This window comes from Microbacterium sp. Root1433D1, from assembly GCF_001426835.1.
Lineage (GTDB): Bacteria > Actinomycetota > Actinomycetes > Actinomycetales > Microbacteriaceae > Microbacterium > Microbacterium maritypicum.
On record NZ_LMFN01000003.1, the window covers coordinates 673,645 to 689,357 of the forward strand.

12 protein-coding genes are annotated in these 15,713 nt (G+C 69.4%); 8 read left to right on the forward strand and 4 right to left on the reverse strand.

The window, feature by feature from the left end; genetic code table 11:
* Window positions 1-3 precede the first annotated feature (3 nt).
* A complete protein-coding gene (locus ASD13_RS14255) occupies window positions 4-1,299 on the forward strand; it encodes an RNA polymerase sigma factor (protein ID WP_055870457.1) in 1,296 nt (431 codons plus the stop codon).
* 79 nt (window positions 1,300-1,378) lie between these two features.
* On the opposite strand, the gene ASD13_RS14260 is transcribed toward ASD13_RS14255, so the two are convergent.
* Window positions 1,379-1,651, reverse strand: a complete 273-nt coding sequence (locus ASD13_RS14260; RefSeq protein WP_021198885.1) for a GlsB/YeaQ/YmgE family stress response membrane protein — start codon at window positions 1,649-1,651, stop codon at window positions 1,379-1,381.
* Window positions 1,652-1,817: 166 nt separating this feature from the next.
* Window positions 1,818-2,744, reverse strand: a complete 927-nt coding sequence (locus tag ASD13_RS14265; protein ID WP_055870460.1) for a Bax inhibitor-1/YccA family protein — start codon at window positions 2,742-2,744, stop codon at window positions 1,818-1,820.
* Window positions 2,745-2,834: 90 nt separating this feature from the next.
* On the opposite strand from ASD13_RS14265, the gene ASD13_RS14270 reads away from it, so the two are divergent.
* The gene (locus ASD13_RS14270) at window positions 2,835-3,821 is read left to right on the forward strand and encodes a glycerophosphodiester phosphodiesterase family protein (protein WP_031205375.1); all 987 of its coding nucleotides are present in this window, start codon (window positions 2,835-2,837) and stop codon (window positions 3,819-3,821) included.
* Window positions 3,822-3,854: 33 nt separating this feature from the next.
* On the opposite strand, the gene ASD13_RS14275 is transcribed toward ASD13_RS14270, so the two are convergent.
* The gene (locus tag ASD13_RS14275; protein WP_046748802.1) at window positions 3,855-4,253 is read right to left on the reverse strand and encodes a YccF domain-containing protein; all 399 of its coding nucleotides are present in this window, start codon (window positions 4,251-4,253) and stop codon (window positions 3,855-3,857) included.
* 89 nt (window positions 4,254-4,342) lie between these two features.
* Here ASD13_RS14275 and ASD13_RS14280 point away from each other — a divergent pair, with 89 nt between their 5' ends.
* The 6 genes from ASD13_RS14280 to ligD all read left to right on the forward strand — a co-directional run bounded on the left by ASD13_RS14280 (window position 4,343) and on the right by ligD (window position 14,631).
* A complete protein-coding gene (locus tag ASD13_RS14280; RefSeq protein ID WP_055870464.1) occupies window positions 4,343-5,302 on the forward strand; it encodes an ABC transporter ATP-binding protein in 960 nt (319 codons plus the stop codon).
* Window positions 5,299-6,318 carry an ABC transporter permease gene (locus tag ASD13_RS14285; RefSeq protein ID WP_017828306.1) on the forward strand — a complete coding sequence of 340 codons (1,020 nt, stop codon included), beginning with the start codon at window positions 5,299-5,301 and terminating at the stop codon, window positions 6,316-6,318. The genes ASD13_RS14280 and ASD13_RS14285 overlap by 4 nt, the downstream gene beginning before the upstream one ends.
* A gap of 246 nt (window positions 6,319-6,564) precedes the next feature.
* A complete protein-coding gene (locus ASD13_RS14290) occupies window positions 6,565-9,675 on the forward strand; it encodes a lamin tail domain-containing protein (protein WP_055870467.1) in 3,111 nt (1,036 codons plus the stop codon).
* 105 nt (window positions 9,676-9,780) lie between these two features.
* Window positions 9,781-12,255, forward strand: coding sequence for an ATP-dependent helicase (locus ASD13_RS14295; protein WP_017828308.1), 2,475 nt, complete (start codon window positions 9,781-9,783; stop codon window positions 12,253-12,255).
* Window positions 12,256-12,317: 62 nt separating this feature from the next.
* Window positions 12,318-13,475 carry an SseB family protein gene (locus ASD13_RS14300; RefSeq protein ID WP_055870470.1) on the forward strand — a complete coding sequence of 386 codons (1,158 nt, stop codon included), beginning with the start codon at window positions 12,318-12,320 and terminating at the stop codon, window positions 13,473-13,475.
* 82 nt (window positions 13,476-13,557) lie between these two features.
* A complete protein-coding gene (gene ligD, locus ASD13_RS14305) occupies window positions 13,558-14,631 on the forward strand; it encodes a non-homologous end-joining DNA ligase (RefSeq protein ID WP_055870472.1) in 1,074 nt (357 codons plus the stop codon).
* 21 nt (window positions 14,632-14,652) lie between these two features.
* Here ligD and ASD13_RS14310 read toward each other — a convergent pair whose 3' ends face one another.
* Entirely contained in the window at window positions 14,653-15,696 is a 1,044-nt protein-coding gene (locus ASD13_RS14310) for an ATP-dependent DNA ligase (protein ID WP_055870477.1), read from the reverse strand.
* Window positions 15,697-15,713: the final 17 nt, after the last annotated feature.

The window sequence follows — 15,713 nt, forward strand, 5'->3', positions numbered from 1 at the left end:
GCGATGCACGCTTCCGCTCACGGTGAGACGGCGCGTTCGGCACCCGACCCCGGGTCTGCCCAACGCGCCGTCTCCGCCGTCTGGCGCATCGAGTCCGCCCGCATCGTCGGTGCTCTCACCCGGATGGTCGGCGACTTCGGTCTCGCGGAGGAGCTGGCCCAGGAAGCGCTCGTCGATGCGTTGCAGCAGTGGCCGACGGAGGGGGTTCCTCGCAACGCCGGTGCCTGGCTCACGGCGGTGGCCAAGCGCAGGGCCGTCGACCGGTGGCGACGGCAGGAGCGCCTCGACGAGCGTCTCGCCCTGCTCGCGCACGACCTCGAGCAGGAACAGGGGAAGGGCGGAGACCTGCTGTGGGATCCGGATGTCGTCGACGACGATGTGCTGCGTCTGATCTTCATCTCCTGCCACCCTGTGCTCTCCCGGGAGGCTCAGGTCGCTCTGACCCTGCGTGTCGTGGGAGGGCTGTCCAGCGAGGAGATCGCGCGCGCCTTCCTGGTGCCGACCGCCACCGTGCAACAGCGCATCGTCCGTGCGAAGAAGACGCTGTCCGCCGCGAACGCCCCGTTCGAGGTTCCCCCGCGTGAGGAACGCGCCCAGCGCATCGGTGCGATCCTCGGCGTGCTGTACCTGATCTTCAACGAAGCCCATGCCGCCAGCAGCGGTCCCGAGTGGATGCGTCCGGAGCTGAGTGACGAGGCCATCCGCCTGGGCCGGGTGCTCGCCGCACTGATGCCGCAGGAGCCCGAGGTGCACGGACTGCTGGCGCTGATGGAGCTGACGGCGGCGCGGTTCGCCGCGCGGGTGGATCGCCACTGCGACCCCGTGTTGCTGGCCGACCAGGACCGCAGGCGCTGGGACCGCAGCCGCATCGCGCGCGGGCGGGCGTCCCTGGCGAGAGCGGACGCGCTCGGACGCGGACGCGGCGCCTACTGCCTGCAGGCCGCGATCGCCGAGTGTCATGCGGTTGCCCGGTCGGTCGATGAGACCGACTGGGACCGGATCGTGCTCCTGTACGAGGCACTCGGCCGCATCTCCCCGTCGCCGGTCGTGGAGCTCAACCGTGCCGCAGCCGTCGCGATGGCCACCGGGCCCGCGTCCGCGCTGCGCATCGTCGATGAGCTGACGGGTTCGGGGGCACTGCGCGGCTACCACTTGCTGCCGGCGACGCGGGGTGAGCTGCTGCGTCGGCTCGGGCGCGAGGAGGAGGCGAGGAGCGAGTTCGTCGTCGCCGCCGGTCTCGCGGGCAACGATCGGGAGCGGGCGCTGCTGGAGCGGAAGGCGAGCGGGGCCGAGAAATGACTCGTCCCCCTCGGAAGCCGGAGCTGCCGAGGGGGACGAGCGGTGGGATCGACGTGCACGACGTCGCTTCCCCGGTGTGTCAGCTGCGCGCCTTCTGGCCGCGACCGGCGATCAGGCCGTAGATCAGGAGCACGATGATGGAACCCGCGATGGCGAGGAGCCAGGTGCCGAGGTCCCAGAACTCGGTGAGCGGACGGTTGAGGATCAGACTGCCGAGCCAGCCGCCGAGCAGTGCACCGACGACGCCGAGGAGCAGCGTGATGAACCAGCCGCCACCCTGCTTGCCGGGAAGGATCAGCTTGGCGATGGCTCCGGCGATGAGGCCGAGAAGAAGAAAGCCGAGAAAACTCATGGTCAGCTCCTGTGGATCGGGAGCCCCGGGGTGCCGGGGCTTCTGACATCCACATTGCCGATGTCGCTGCCTGGGTGCCAACCCCTTGCGCGCACGCCCCCGGGTATGCAAAGAGGTCCGCCTCCCTCGGGAGACGGACCTCTTCGTGATCTCGTGACGTGCGACGTCAGTTGTTGCCGCGGACGATCGCGATGATGCGCAGGATCTCGATGTAGAGCCAGACCACCGTGACCATGATGCCGAAGGCGCCGAGCCAGCCGTACTGGCGGGGAGCGCCATTGCGGACGCCCTGCTGGATCTGGTCGAAGTCGAGCACGAGCGAGTACGCCGCCATGATCACGACGAGAACGCCGATGATGACACCGAGCGGGATGCCCATGATGTTGGCGCTGAGCATTCCGAACGCCTGTCCCTCGGGCAGCACGCCGGTCCACATGAGGACGACGTTCAGCAGCGAGAAGACCAGATAGCCGATCATGGCGATCATGAAGATCTTGGTCGCCTTCTTCGACGCGCGGATCTTGCCGCTCGCGAAGAGGGCCAGGGTCACACCGACGACCGAGACGGTCGCGAGGGTCGCCTGGAAGACGATGCCGGGGTAGATGACCTCGAAGAACGACGAGATGCCACCGATGAAGAGGCCCTCGAACGCGGCGTAGGCGAAGATCAGCGCGGGCCGGACCTTCTTGCGCGACGTGAACGTGATGACCATCGCGAGCACGAAGCCGCCGAGTGCGCCGACGATCCACGGCAGCATGTTGGGCTGGAAGTCGCTGTACGGGTTGTACTTCGGCACATCCAGGCCACCGAGCGTCAGCACCCAGCCGATCGCGGCGGTGACGAGAAGGATGCCGAACAGGCCGGCGGTCTTCCAGACCGTGTCCTCGACCGACATGCGGTCGGTCTCGATGGCACCGGCCGGCGGGGCGGCGTACATGCCTTCGAGCTGCGCGTTGGCGGCGGCGTCCATCGCCCCGTGCTGGAGCGAGGCGTTCTGCGCGCCCTGGGCAGCCTGAGGTCCGCCCGGGTACGTCGCGACGTTGCGCGGGTCCTGCTGCTGGAAAGCAGGGTTGTTGAAAGCGAAGTTGCTCATTGGTGGGCCTCACTCCAAAGGGGGGTAGTAGGTCTCTTGCCTCAACGATACTCGGGAGGGGACGTCGACGGGGTGTTCTACGCTGAGAGCGTGCCCAGGAAATCACCCCTCGTCATCGGGCACCGCGGTGCGCCCGGCTACCGTCCGGAGCACAGTCGCTCCTCCTACGAGCTCGCGCTCGCCATGGGAGTCGATGCGGTCGAGCCCGACGTCGTGGCGACGAAGGACGGTGTGCTGATCGTGCGGCACGAGAACGAGATCTCGGGCACGACCGATGTGGCCGAGCACCCCGAGTTCGCCGACCGCAAGACGACCAAGCGCGTCGACGGGCAGGCGCTGACCGGCTGGTTCAGCGAGGACTTCACCTGGGCCGAGCTGTCCACGCTGCGCATCCGCGAACGACTGCCGGAGGTGCGGACGTCGAGTGCGAGCTTCGACGGCGCCCAGCCGATCCTGCGCCTCCGGGACGTACTCGACATCGTGCGCGACGGGTCGGCGGAGCACGGACGCGAGATCGGTGTGGTGCTCGAGGTCAAGCACGCCACGTACTTCGCGAGCATCGGCCTCGACCTGGCCCCGCTGATCGACCGCGAGCTGCGCGAGGCCGGATGGGCCGAGGGCGAGCTGCCGCTGGTGATCGAGTGCTTCGAGTCGACGGTGCTCGGTCAGCTGCGCGAGCGCGGGATCTCCGCGTCGTACATCTATCTGATCGAGGCATCGGGGCGTCCGTACGACCTCCTGACGGCCGAGGGCTCGCACGCGCTCACATACAAGGCGACGGTGAAGGCCCAGGGACTCGACGGCCTCGTCGGGCGCGTCGACGGCATCAGCGTGAGCAAGAAGATGCTGCTCGACCGCGGCAACACGATCGTCGCCGACGCGCACGCACGAGGCCTCCAGGTGTTCACCTGGACGTGCCGCCCGGAGAACGCCTTCCTCGCGGCGGAGTTCCGCGGCCAGGGTGGACGCGGCGACTACGGCGACTACGAGGCGGAGTGGGGAGTCATCGCCCGCCAGGGCATCGACGGCGTGTTCGTCGATCATCCGGATCTGGGCGTCGCCTTCTTCCGCAGCTGACCTGCGCGCGGGCTCAGAGTGCGTGGAGCCCGCTCAGAGCGTGCGGTCGAAGGCGCCCCTGCGGGTGGAGACGATCTCCTTGCCGAGCGGCATGAGAGAGACCGGCACCATCTTGAAGTCGGCGATGCCCATCGGGATGCCGATGATCGTGATGCACAGCAGGATGCCCGAGACGATGTGGCCGATCGCGAGCCACCACCCCGCGAGGATCACCCACAGCACGTTGCCGAGGAACGACCCGACGCCCGCGGTCGGCTTGCTGATGACCTCGCGGCCGAACGGCCAGATCGCGTAGGCGGCGATGCGGAAGGAGGCGATCGCCCACGGGATCGTGATGATCGGGATGCACAGCAGGATGCCGGCCAGGACGTACCCGAGGAAGAGGGCCCATCCGGCCAGGATGACCCAGATGATGTTGAGGATCGTGCGCATGAGCTGATTGTGTCACCTGTGTTCGGGTGGGCCTGAGCATCCGCCCCGAGGTCCGGGGTGCGACGGCTCCCCGATGCCAGACTGACCGCATGACCGGAATCGTGGTGCAAGACGTCAGTAGAGCGTTCGGGACGGTGCAGGCGGTGAGGGGGGCCACCCTTCGGGCCGAGCCCGGCCGCGTGACCGGCCTCGTGGGGCCGAACGGAGCAGGCAAGACGACGCTGCTCCTGATGCTCGCCTCCCTCCTCGCCCCCGACACCGGGACGATCAGCATCGGGGGTGTCGATCCATCCGTCGATCCGCTGGCCGCGAGACGTCTTCTCGGGTGGATGCCGGACGCTCTCGGCGCTTGGCCGTCGCTCACGGCGCGGGAGACCATCGTCACGACCGCCCGCCTGTACGGCATCGACAAGCCCGAGGCCGCGGTCCGTGCCGAGCAGCTGCTGGCGCTCGTCGGGCTCGCCGATCTCGCCGATTCCCCCGCGAAGGTGCTGTCCCGCGGGCAGAAGCAGAAGCTCGGACTGGCCCGTGCCCTCGTGCACGACCCGAAGGTGCTGCTCCTCGACGAGCCGGCTTCCGGCCTCGACCCGGAGGCGCGTGTGCAGCTGCGCGTGCTGCTGCGCCGTTTCGCGGCGGAGGGCCGCACGGTGCTGATCTCGAGCCACATCCTCTCGGAGCTCGAGGAAGTCGTCGACGACGCGGTGTTCCTCGTCGCCGGTGCCGTCGTCGATGCCGCTCCCGCGCGGAGCATGGTGCGCGCCTGGCGGCTGCGCCTCGCCGGCGCGACCCCGGAGCGGATGAACGCCGATGCCTGGCAGGTGGCCTCGAACCTCGGCATCGCCCCCGAGTCGCTCGCCCAGGATCGCGGCGCGGTGCTCGTCGGGTTCGAGGGGGAGGACGCCGCGGCGCAGGCCCTGCGGCATCTCGTCGAAGCAGGACTCCCTGTCGTGGAGTTCGCACCGGCGCAGAGCCAGCTGGAGCACACGTTCCTGAACCTGCAGCACGCGACATCACACCAGGCACCCACCGGAACGGAGGCGGGCGCATGAGTCTCGCGAACATCGGCATCATCGCCCGACTCGAACTGACCCAGCGCCTGCGCAGTGTGGGCTGGTACGTGCTGCTCGGCGTCTTCGCCCTGGTGCTGCTCGGCGTCACGGCCCTCTCGTTCGCCGTGTACTCCTGGGGCGATGCCATCGGCGCCGGCGTGTACTCGATCGTCGTCAACATCGTGCTGCTGCTCGTCGTGCTGGTGTCGCCGACGCTCAGCGGCAATGCGATCAACGGGGATCGGGATGCGGCGACGCTCGCCGCGGTGCAGGTGACCGCCGCATCGACCGGTGACATCATGCTCGGCAAACTCGTCGCGGCGGTCGCCACCGGCGGAGCGTTCCTCGTCGTCGCGCTGCCTTTCCTCGCCCTGTCGCTGCTGGGAGGAGGAGCGAACCCGGTCGTGCTGCTCGTCTCGCTGCTCGTGCTCGCGGCGGAGATCATCATCGTGGCCGCGATCGGCGTGGGTCTGAGCGGACTCATCGCCCGTCCGCTGTTCTCGGTCGCGACGACCTATCTGGTCGTCGCCGCGCTCGTGTTCGGTACGCTCATCGCGTTCGGGCTCGGCGGCATGGCGGTGCGCAGCGAGGCGACCGTCTATTCGCGTCCGTACGACGCCAACGGCAACCCCGACTGTGATCGCTGGGAGGTCAACAGCACGCAGGAGGTGCCGCGGTTCGACCTGGTCTGGTGGACGCTCGCCGCGAACCCGTTCATCGTCCTCGCCGATGCGACCCCGACCGAGTTCTCGCCGGAGGGGTATCCGGTCGACATGTTCGGTCAGATCAAGTACGGCCTGCGCAGCGCCCAGCAGTCTCCGCTCGAGCAGCGCTGGGACCCGTGCGACGGGGATGGCCAGACACCTACGGCCGAAGAGGTGATCGCTTCGTCGGTGCCGAGCTGGTTCGTCGGCCTCGGCGTACAGGTCGTCATCGCGGGCTCGCTGTTCGCCGGCGCCTGGGCGCGCACCCGGACGCCGGCTCGACGCCTGCCCCCCGGAACCCGCATCGCCTGAATGCTCCGGTCGCACCTCCTGTCGCGCTGAGCCGCGGCAGGCGACAGGATGTGCGACCGGAGCGGCACCGAGTGCGCCGACGACGAGGATGCGGGCAATCGCCACCTCCCGTTCATCTGCCGTGCACCCGAGGGATCCTCTGCGGCCACGCGGGATCGGTGGTCTGGGCTGGTACCCGACTGAGTCCCCTCCCGGTCGGCCCCGCGACCAGCGGGGACCGCCGGCCCAGCCACCCAGGAGTCCTCCATGCCCCGCCTGCACAGTGCAGCGGCGGTCGCGGCGGTGTGCGCCTTGAGCGCCGCCGCCCTGCTCGCCACTCCCGCCGCCGCGATCGGTGCCGATCCCGGCATCCCCTCCGAGACGGTCTCGGCCGCTCCGAGTCTCGTGCTGAACGAGATCGTCTACGACGACGCGGCGACCGGTCTCGCCGACCAGGTCGAGATCTACAACGCCGGAGCGGAGACGGTCGACCTCACCGGATGGACCATCGCCGATGAGAAGCGCGACAGCTTCGGCACGGCTCCGCAGGGTACCTCGCTGGCTCCGGGGGAGTTCCTGGTGCTCGTGAAGGATGTCGACTTCGCCTTCGGGCTCGGCAAGGGCGACGAGGTCGTGCTCTTCGACCCGAGCGGCACCGAGGTCGACTCCTACGCCTACGAGAACACCGCACCGTTGTCGGTGTGGGCGCGCTGCCCCGACGGCACGGGGGCCTGGGCACCGGCGACGGCGGCCACGCCCGGCACTCCCAACGACTGCTCGGTCGCACCGGTCGCCGGCTCCATCGTGATCAACGAGGTCGACTCGCAGCCCGCCGACTGGGTGGAGTTCCACAACCCCGGCACCGAGGCGCTCGACATCTCGGGCTACGAGATCCGCGACAACTCCGATGACCACCGCTGGCAGTTCCTCGACGGCACGCAGATCGGAGCGGGGCAGTTCCTCGTCGTCGAGGAGGGGACGGTGGGTCTCTCCGGCGGTGTCGAAGCCGCGTTCCGTGAGCCGATCGGCATCGGCAGCGCCGACCGCATCCGCCTCTACGACGCCTCCGGCGCGATGATCGACGACACTCTGCCGTGGCAGGGGCACGCCGCGATCGACGGAGACTTCGCTGCAGCCACCCTCGCGCGATGCCCGGACGGCGTCGGCGCCTTCGTGCTCGCCCGACCGACTCCGGGGGCGACGAACTCGTGTGTCATGCCCGACGTCGTCATCAACGAGATCGAGTCGAACGGCGATGCCACCGACTGGGTCGAGGTCGTGAACACCGGCACCACGTCAGTCGACCTGTCCGGCTGGACAGTGATGGACAATGACCCCGCAGGCCATGCAGCCGAGACCACACCGCTGCCGGCGGGCACGATCGTGCAGCCGGGGGGCTACTTCGTCTTCGACCAGCCGGGGAACTTCGTCTTCGGACTCGGCAACGGCGACACCGTCACCGTCCGTGACGCGAACGGCAACACGGTCGACGAGCACACGTACGCCGCGCACGCCGCCGGCGTCCTCGCCCGTTGTGCGGACGGCACGGGCGATCTCATCGACATCGCGGTCTCGACCAAGGGACTGCGCAACGCCTGCGGCAACCCCGTGCGCATCAACGAGGTCGAATCCGACGGCGGCTCGCCCGACGACTGGGTGGAGCTGGTCAACCCGACCGGCACCGCGCTCGACGTGTCGGGCATCGTGGTGAAGGACGACGACGACACCCACGCCTACGCGATCCCGGCCGGCACCAGCATCGGCGCGGGGGAGTACCTCGTGATCGAGCGGGCCCAGCTCGGCTTCGGCCTCGGCGCCGGCGATGCGGTGCGGGTGTTCGACGGCGACCTGCTCGTCGACGAGGCCTCCTGGGGCGACGGCCACGCGGCGACCACCTGGGGCCGCTGCCCCGACACCACGGGTGCCTTCGCCGGCACGGCCGAATCCACGAAGGGCGCGGCCAACGTCTGCGCGGGAGAGATCGCGGTGGCGACGTGGCCCGGCTCTGCCGACGTGCGCGTGGTCGACAGCATCCCGACGTTCCTCGAGGACAGCTCAGGACTCGACGTGCAGGAGACCGCCGATGGCGCCTTCCTCTGGGCGGTCGACAACGGCGAGGGCCGGATCTGGAAGCTCGAGGCGCACGCCGACGGCTCGACCGAGAAGGTCGACGGATGGGATGCGGGCAAGCGCGTGCGCTTCCAGAAGGATGCCGCGAACCCGGCGGCCGCGGGCCCCGACACCGAAGGCATCACGGTCGACGGCGACGGCTTCGTGTACGTGGCTTCCGAACGGGACAACAGCGCCAAGGGTGTGAATCAGAACGTGGTGCTCAAGGTCGACCCCGACGCCTCGAACGGCGACCTCGTCGCTCAGCAGGAATGGGATCTGACCTCTCTGCTGCCGGCCGTGGGTGCGAACCTCGGCATGGAGGCCGTGCAGTGGGTGCCGGACTCGGCGCTGGCCGGGAAGCTCTTCGACGACAGCAAGAGCGCGGCGTACGACCCGAAGAGCTACGCCGGTCACGGCGGTGGGCTGTTCTTCGTCGCGGTCGAGGACAACGGCCACGTCTACGCCTTCGCCCTCGGGTCCGACGGTTCGGCGACGCTGGTCTCGGAGATCGCCCCGGGTCTCACCGGAGTGATGGCGCTCGACTACGACAGCGTGCGCAAGACGCTGTGGGCCGTGTGCGACGACGGCTGCCAGGGCCGCTCGGCGGAGATCACGCTGAACGGCACCGCGCAGCCGGGCACCGCCCACTACGCCCGCCCCGCCGGCATGCCCGACATCAACAACGAGGGCTTCGCGACCGCGCCGGCCTCGCTGTCGGTCGACGGGCAGCGTCCGGTGTGGTGGTTCGCCGACGGCTTCGCGTCCGAAGCGCTGCGCACCGGGACGCTCCCCGGAGCCAGCGGTGAGAACCCGGGCGGTGAGACCCCGCCGCTTCCGGGCACCGGCCTCGTCGACGATAACCGCAACGGTCTGACGGTGGACCCCTCGATCGCGACCCCAGGGCAGAACGTCACCGTCACCGTCGGTGTGAAGAGTGCGGGCGCGCAGGTGTCGGTGTGGATGTACTCCGACCCGTCGCGGATCGCGTCGGGGACGCTCACCTCCGCGGGCACGATCGCGGTGACGATCCCCGCCGACGCACCACTCGGCGCGCACCGGATCGCCGTGTTCGACGCGAGCGGTGGGATCCTCGGCTGGGCGGACATCCGCATCGCCGCAGGGACGGGCACCGGTGCCGGGACCGGCACAGGTGCAGGTGGACTCGCGACCACCGGCTCCGAGCTCCCCGTGGCCGCCGTCGCCCTGGCACTGATGCTCCTCACCGCCGGTGCGGTGGCCGTCCGCCGTCGGAAACGCGACGCCTGAGCCGGAGGAGGGGTGCGCAGGCCGACCACGCACCCCTCCTCCCGCCGTCTGCGCCCCGGGATCCCGTGCCGTGGTGTCGGTGCCGACGCCTAGACTCATAAGGCCATGACCGAAGCTCCTCTCATCGTCCCCTCCACCACCGGTCCTCGCTCGTCGGGAGCCCCTGGACAGGACGATCTCCTCGCCGGCCTCAACCCGCAGCAGCTCGAGGCCGTCACCTATCGCGGTCCCGCGCTGCTCATCGTCGCGGGGGCCGGATCGGGCAAGACCAGCGTGCTCACCCGCCGCATCGCCTCGCTGCTGCGCGGGCGGGAGGCATGGCCGAGTCAGATCCTCGCGATCACCTTCACCAACAAGGCCGCCGGAGAGATGCGCGAGCGTGTCGAGGGACTGATCGGCGACGCCGCCCGTGGCATGTGGATCTCCACGTTCCACTCCGCGTGCGTGCGCATCCTGCGCCGTGAGGCCGAGCAGTTCGGCTACACCAAGTCATTCACGATCTACGACTCCGGCGACTCGCGGGCGCTCCTCAAGCGCCTGGTCAAGGAGCACGAGGCCGACGCATACGGGCTCACCCCCGCGTCGGTGCAGTCGCGCATCTCCAAGCTCAAGAACGAGCTGTCCGACGCCGAGTCGTACGCGCGCCAGGCCAACATGAGCGATCCGGCCGAACGGGTCTTCGTCGAGGTCTTCGCCGACTACCAGCGGCAGCTGCAGAAGGCCAACGCCTTCGACTTCGACGATCTGATCGGGCAGACCGTGTACCTGTTCCGGGCGTTCCCGCAGGTCGCCGACACCTACCGCCGCCGTTTCCGCCACATCCTGGTCGACGAGTACCAGGACACCAACCACGCCCAGTACTCGCTGATCCACGAGCTCACGCGCCCCGTGTCGGGGGCTGCGGGTTCCGCCCCCGATCCATATGCCTCCAACGGCATGATGATCTTCGAGCCCGATCCGGCGCCCACGGCGGATGCCGGTGAGCCCGGCGCCTCGCTCACCGTGGTCGGCGACTCCGACCAGTCGATCTACGCGTTCCGCGGGGCGGACATCCGCAACATCAGCGAGTTCGAACGCGACTTCCCGGGTGCTCGAGTGGTGCTTCTCGAGCAGAACTACCGGTCGACGCAGAACATCCTGTCGGCGGCGAACGCGGTGATCGGCAACAACTTCGACCGCAAGGACAAGAAGCTCTGGAGCGACAAGGGCGACGGCGATCCCATCATCGGCTTCACGGGCTACTCGCAGCACGACGAGGCGCAGTTCGTGGCCGATGAGGTCGAGGCGCTGCACCGGGCCGGTATGCCCTACTCCGAGATGGCGGTGTTCTACCGCACGAACTCGCAGTCCCGTGCGCTGGAGGAGATCTTCATCCGCTCCGCGGTGCCGTACAAGATCATGGGCGGCACGAAGTTCTACGACCGTGCCGAGATCAAGGATGCGCTCGCGTATCTCGTCGCGGTCGCGAACCCGGCCGACGAGATGTCGGTGCGGCGCATCCTGAACAAGCCACGGCGCGGCATCGGAGACGTGACCGAGACGGCCATCGCCCGGTTCGCCGAGGAGAACGGCATCAGCTTCCGCGATGCGCTGTCGATGCCGGGCCAGCTCGGCGTCGGGCCGAAGATCCAGGCGGCGATCGGTCAGCTCGACGCGGTGCTCGCCGAAGCCGCCGCCATCCTGACACCCGCCAGCGGCGAGCTGCCGCCGCCCACCGCGGTAGCCGACGGCCTGAGTCTGCTGCTGGGCAAGAGCGGGTATCTCGACGCACTGCGTGCGAGCCGCGATCCGCAGGACGAGGCGCGCGTCGAGAACCTCGACGAGTTCGTCGCCGTCGCCCGCGACTTCGCGCGCAACAACCCCGAAGGCACGATCGTCGACTTCCTCACCGAGGTCGCCCTGGTCTCCGATGCCGATGACCTCGACGACGAGTCGGGCTCGGTCTCGCTCATGACCATGCATACGGCCAAGGGTCTGGAGTACGACGCCGTGTTCGTCACCGGCGTCGAGGAAGACCTCATCCCGCACCGCATCTCGGCCGGCGAGCCCGGTGGACCGCAGGAGGAGCGTCGACTCTTCTACGTCGGCATCACGCGTGCCCGCAAGCGTCTGCACCTGTCCCTCGCGATGACGAGGGCGCAGTTCGGCGAGGTCACTGTGGCTATGCCCAGCCGCTTCCTGCAGGAGATCCCGGCGGGCCTGATCGACTGGCGACAGTCGCCGGGCGATGTGAACTCGCGCGGCGGCATGCAGTCGCGCGCACTGAACGCACGTCGCCAGGGCGGCTTCGGCGGTTCGGGCTCAGGAGACCGGTTCGCGGTGAAGTCGCTGCCGGGGCGCGACTCCCTGAAGCCGCTGTCGACAGCGATGGACAAGTTCCCCAACCGGGTCACGGCCAAGATGCGCGACAACGGAGACCTCGAACTCGCCGCCGGCGATCGCATCCGTCACGTCGACTTCGGCGAGGGGCGAGTGGACGCGGTGACGGGTGAGGGTGCGAAGCGCATCGCCCACGTGCGATTCGACTCGGCGGGACAGAAGAAGCTCCTCATCAAGGTCGCACCGATCGAGAAGATCTAGCCCGCCGCGGGTGTTTCCGCTTCGGCGAAACACCGGTCGGATTGCCGGTTAGGCTGGCTCATATGGCCCTCTTCTCCCGCCGCAAGAAGTCCGGTGACGATGCCGTCGCCCCCACCACCGAGGCCGTCGAGACCGACGCCGCGCAGAACGATACGCGCCCGACCGACGCGCCCACCGTCGAGGCGGAGCAGCCCGTCGCGGCACCGTCGATCGGCATCTCGGTGCAGGCTTTCCGGGGCGTCGGCGCGGAAGCCGGGCCCGAGGTCGCGCTGCCGAGCGCAGAGGGCGCGTCGACCACCGACGCGCAGCCGGTTGCGGCGCCCGCCGCACCACGGACCACGCCGCCTCCGACCGCTCAGCCGCAGGCGCCAGAGGAGCGGCGTCTGCCTCTCGCCTCCGCGATGCCGCCCGAGCAGACAGAGACCGTCGCCGGGATGAAGGACAACGTGCTGCTGCGCGAAGCCCTCACCGAGATCGAAGCGGGCGCGACCAACGACCAGCTTCTCGGCGTGATGCGTCAGGCGCTCCAGGGGCACCTGTACATCCGTGTGAACGGCGATGCGCGCGCACAGATCAGCGAGGGCAAGCCGCTCTCCGTCGCCGTCGTGCGCGACGCCGAAGACCGTCAGTACATGCTGGCGTTCAGCTCGGCCGGCGCGGTGCGCGATTCCGTGCAGCTCGAGGCGGACCCGTCGGGGACGTCGGCCGTCGCCCAGCCGGTCACCTCGGTGCTGCAGCAGGTCGTGTCCGGCGACTTCGCCGGACTCATCGTCGACAACGCTTCGGCGCCGCACCGTGTGGTGTTCCCGACCGAGCTTCTGCAGAAGACCCTCGAGCAGGCCGATGTCGACATGACCGTGAAGAGCATCCTCGCCGCCCCGCGCGAGCAGGATTCCGTCGTCAAGGTCGGCGAAGCCCTCGCCACGAAGCGGATGTGGGTGGCGGTCAACGACGGCTCCGGCGGTGGCCCCGTCGGTATCGCCGAGGCGCAGACCACCGACGGCCGCCGATTCCTGCAGCTGTTCTCGCACCCGCTCGAGGTCATCGCGCTGGGACGCGGCGACCGTCCGCTCCCGTTCGCGCCCGAGCAGCTGGCGAAGGTGCTCACCAGCCACACCGACATCGCCGGCGTGATCGTCGACTCGGCCGGCCCCTCGATCGTCGTCGAGCGGGATGCACTCACGCCGGTTCTCGTACTGGCGGTCGACCTCGGCGACTGATCCGACGCGACCGATGCGAACCCCGCGCGCCGTCGAGGCGCGCGGGGTTCCGTCTGTCCGGGCGGCGCTCTAGGGTCGGAGCATGGCCTCCGAACGCGTGACCCTGATCGTCGCCGACTCCGATGGCGAGCGTGAGGTCGCGCTCTCCAGCCCGAATCGAGTGGTGTGGCCCGACCTCGGCATCACCAAGGCGGAGCTGGCGGAGTACGTGCGGCTGGTGGCGGTGCCGTTCCTGGCTGCGAACGGCAACCGCCCGGTGTCGCTCGAGCGGTTCCGCGACGGCATCGGCCCCGCAGGCGGAGCGCGGGCCGAGGGCTTCTTCTCGAAGAACCCGCCCAAGGGGACCCCGGACTTCGTCGACGCCGTCGCGGTGACCTACAACAGTGGGCGTCAGCATCCGCAGATCGTCCTGAACCGGGCGAGCGCGATCGTGTGGGCCGTGCAGATGAACACGATCGTGTTCCACCCCTGGGCGTCGCTCGCCACCGATGCCGACAACCCGGTCGAGCTGCGCATCGACCTCGACCCGCAGCCCGGCACCGACTTCGCGGATGCCGTGAGGGCCGCCCACGCGTTGCGCGAGGTGCTGCGCGAGGCCGGGTTGGACGCGCTCGCCAAGACCAGCGGCAACAGAGGCCTGCACGTGTTCGCGCCGATCGAGCCGACGCACGAGTTCCTGGACGTGCGGCATGCCGTGATCGCCGCCGGCCGCGAGCTGGAGCGGCGGATGCCGGATCAGGTCACGACGAACTGGTGGAAGGAAGAGCGCGGCGAGCGCATCTTCGTCGACTTCAACCAAGCCAACCGCGACCGTACGATGGCCGGCGCCTACAGCCCTCGCGCGCTTCCCGGCGCGACCGTCTCGACACCCGTGGCGTGGGACGAGCTCGACGGCCTCGACCCGACCGCGTTCACGGTGCGCAACATCCCGAAGCGCCTGCAGGAGGTCGGCGATCCGTGGGCCGCGATGCAGGACGCACCGGGACGCATCGACACGCTGCTGGAGTGGTGGGAGCGCGACAGGGAGAACGGGCTCGGAGAGCTTCCCTTCCCGCCGGAGTTCCCCAAGATGCCGGGGGAGCCCCCACGCGTGCAGCCGAGCAAGAAGGTGGCGGCGAACTGGGACGACGACGGCGCGCCGGCGGAGAAGGACTGACGTCCCTCGGCCCAGGACAGCTCAGCTCAGGACATCCGCGAGGTCGTAGCCGGCGACGGTGTCCAGCTGCTCGTAGGTGCACGAGCGGGCATCGCGATCGGGGCGCCAGCGCTCGAACTGCACGGTGTGGCGGAAGCGGGCGCCCTCGAGCTGGTCGTAGCGCACCTCGAGCACCCGCTCGGGGCGCAGACGCACGAAGCTCACATCCTTCGATCCGCTGAACCGCGACCTCTCGCCCTCCGCGGTCACGGCGTCTCCTGCTTCGTCACGTTCGACCAGCGGGGCGAGCTCCTCGACGAGCTCCTGTCGGCGGGCGTCGCTCCACGCCGCCACTCCGCCGACCTGACGAAGCACTCCGTCGCCGCCGTACAGCCCGACCAGGAGCGAGCCGACTCCTGAACCGGACTTGTGGATGCGGTAGCCGAGCGCGACGACGTCGGCCGTGCGGGCGTGCTTGATCTTGAACAGGGTGCGCTTGCCCGGGGCGTAGGGCTGGTCGAGCGGCTTCGCGACGACGCCGTCGAGACCCGCGCCCTCGAACTCGGCGAGCCAGCGCACCGCCGCATCCCGATCACGGGTCGTGCGCGTGAGGTGCAGCGGATGCTCGACGCCCTCCATGAGAGTCTCGAGACGTGCCCTCCTGGTCTCGAAGGACTCGGCGAGCAGATCGTCTTCCCCTGAGGCGAGCAGGTCGAAGGCGACGAACATCGCAGGTGTCTCGACGGAGAGCTTCGCGATGCGTGAAGCCGCGGGGTGGATGCGCTGGCTCAGCGCCTCCCAATCCAGTCGCTGCGATCCGTGGGCCCCGGTGGCGACCACGATCTCGCCGTCGAGCAGGCAGGGTCCAGGAAGAAGATCGGGGATCGCCTCGACCAGTTCGGGGAAGTAGCGGGTCAGGGGCTTCGCGCCGCGCGACCCGATCTCCACCGTCTCGCCGTCCCAGGCGATGAGCCCGCGGAATCCGTCCCACTTCGGCTCGTACAGCAGGCCGCCGGGGGTCTTCGCCGGGTCGGGTACCGCCGGCACCGCCTTGGCGAGCATCGGAGCCGGGATCTCGTAGCGCATGGTCCCATCCTGGCCGC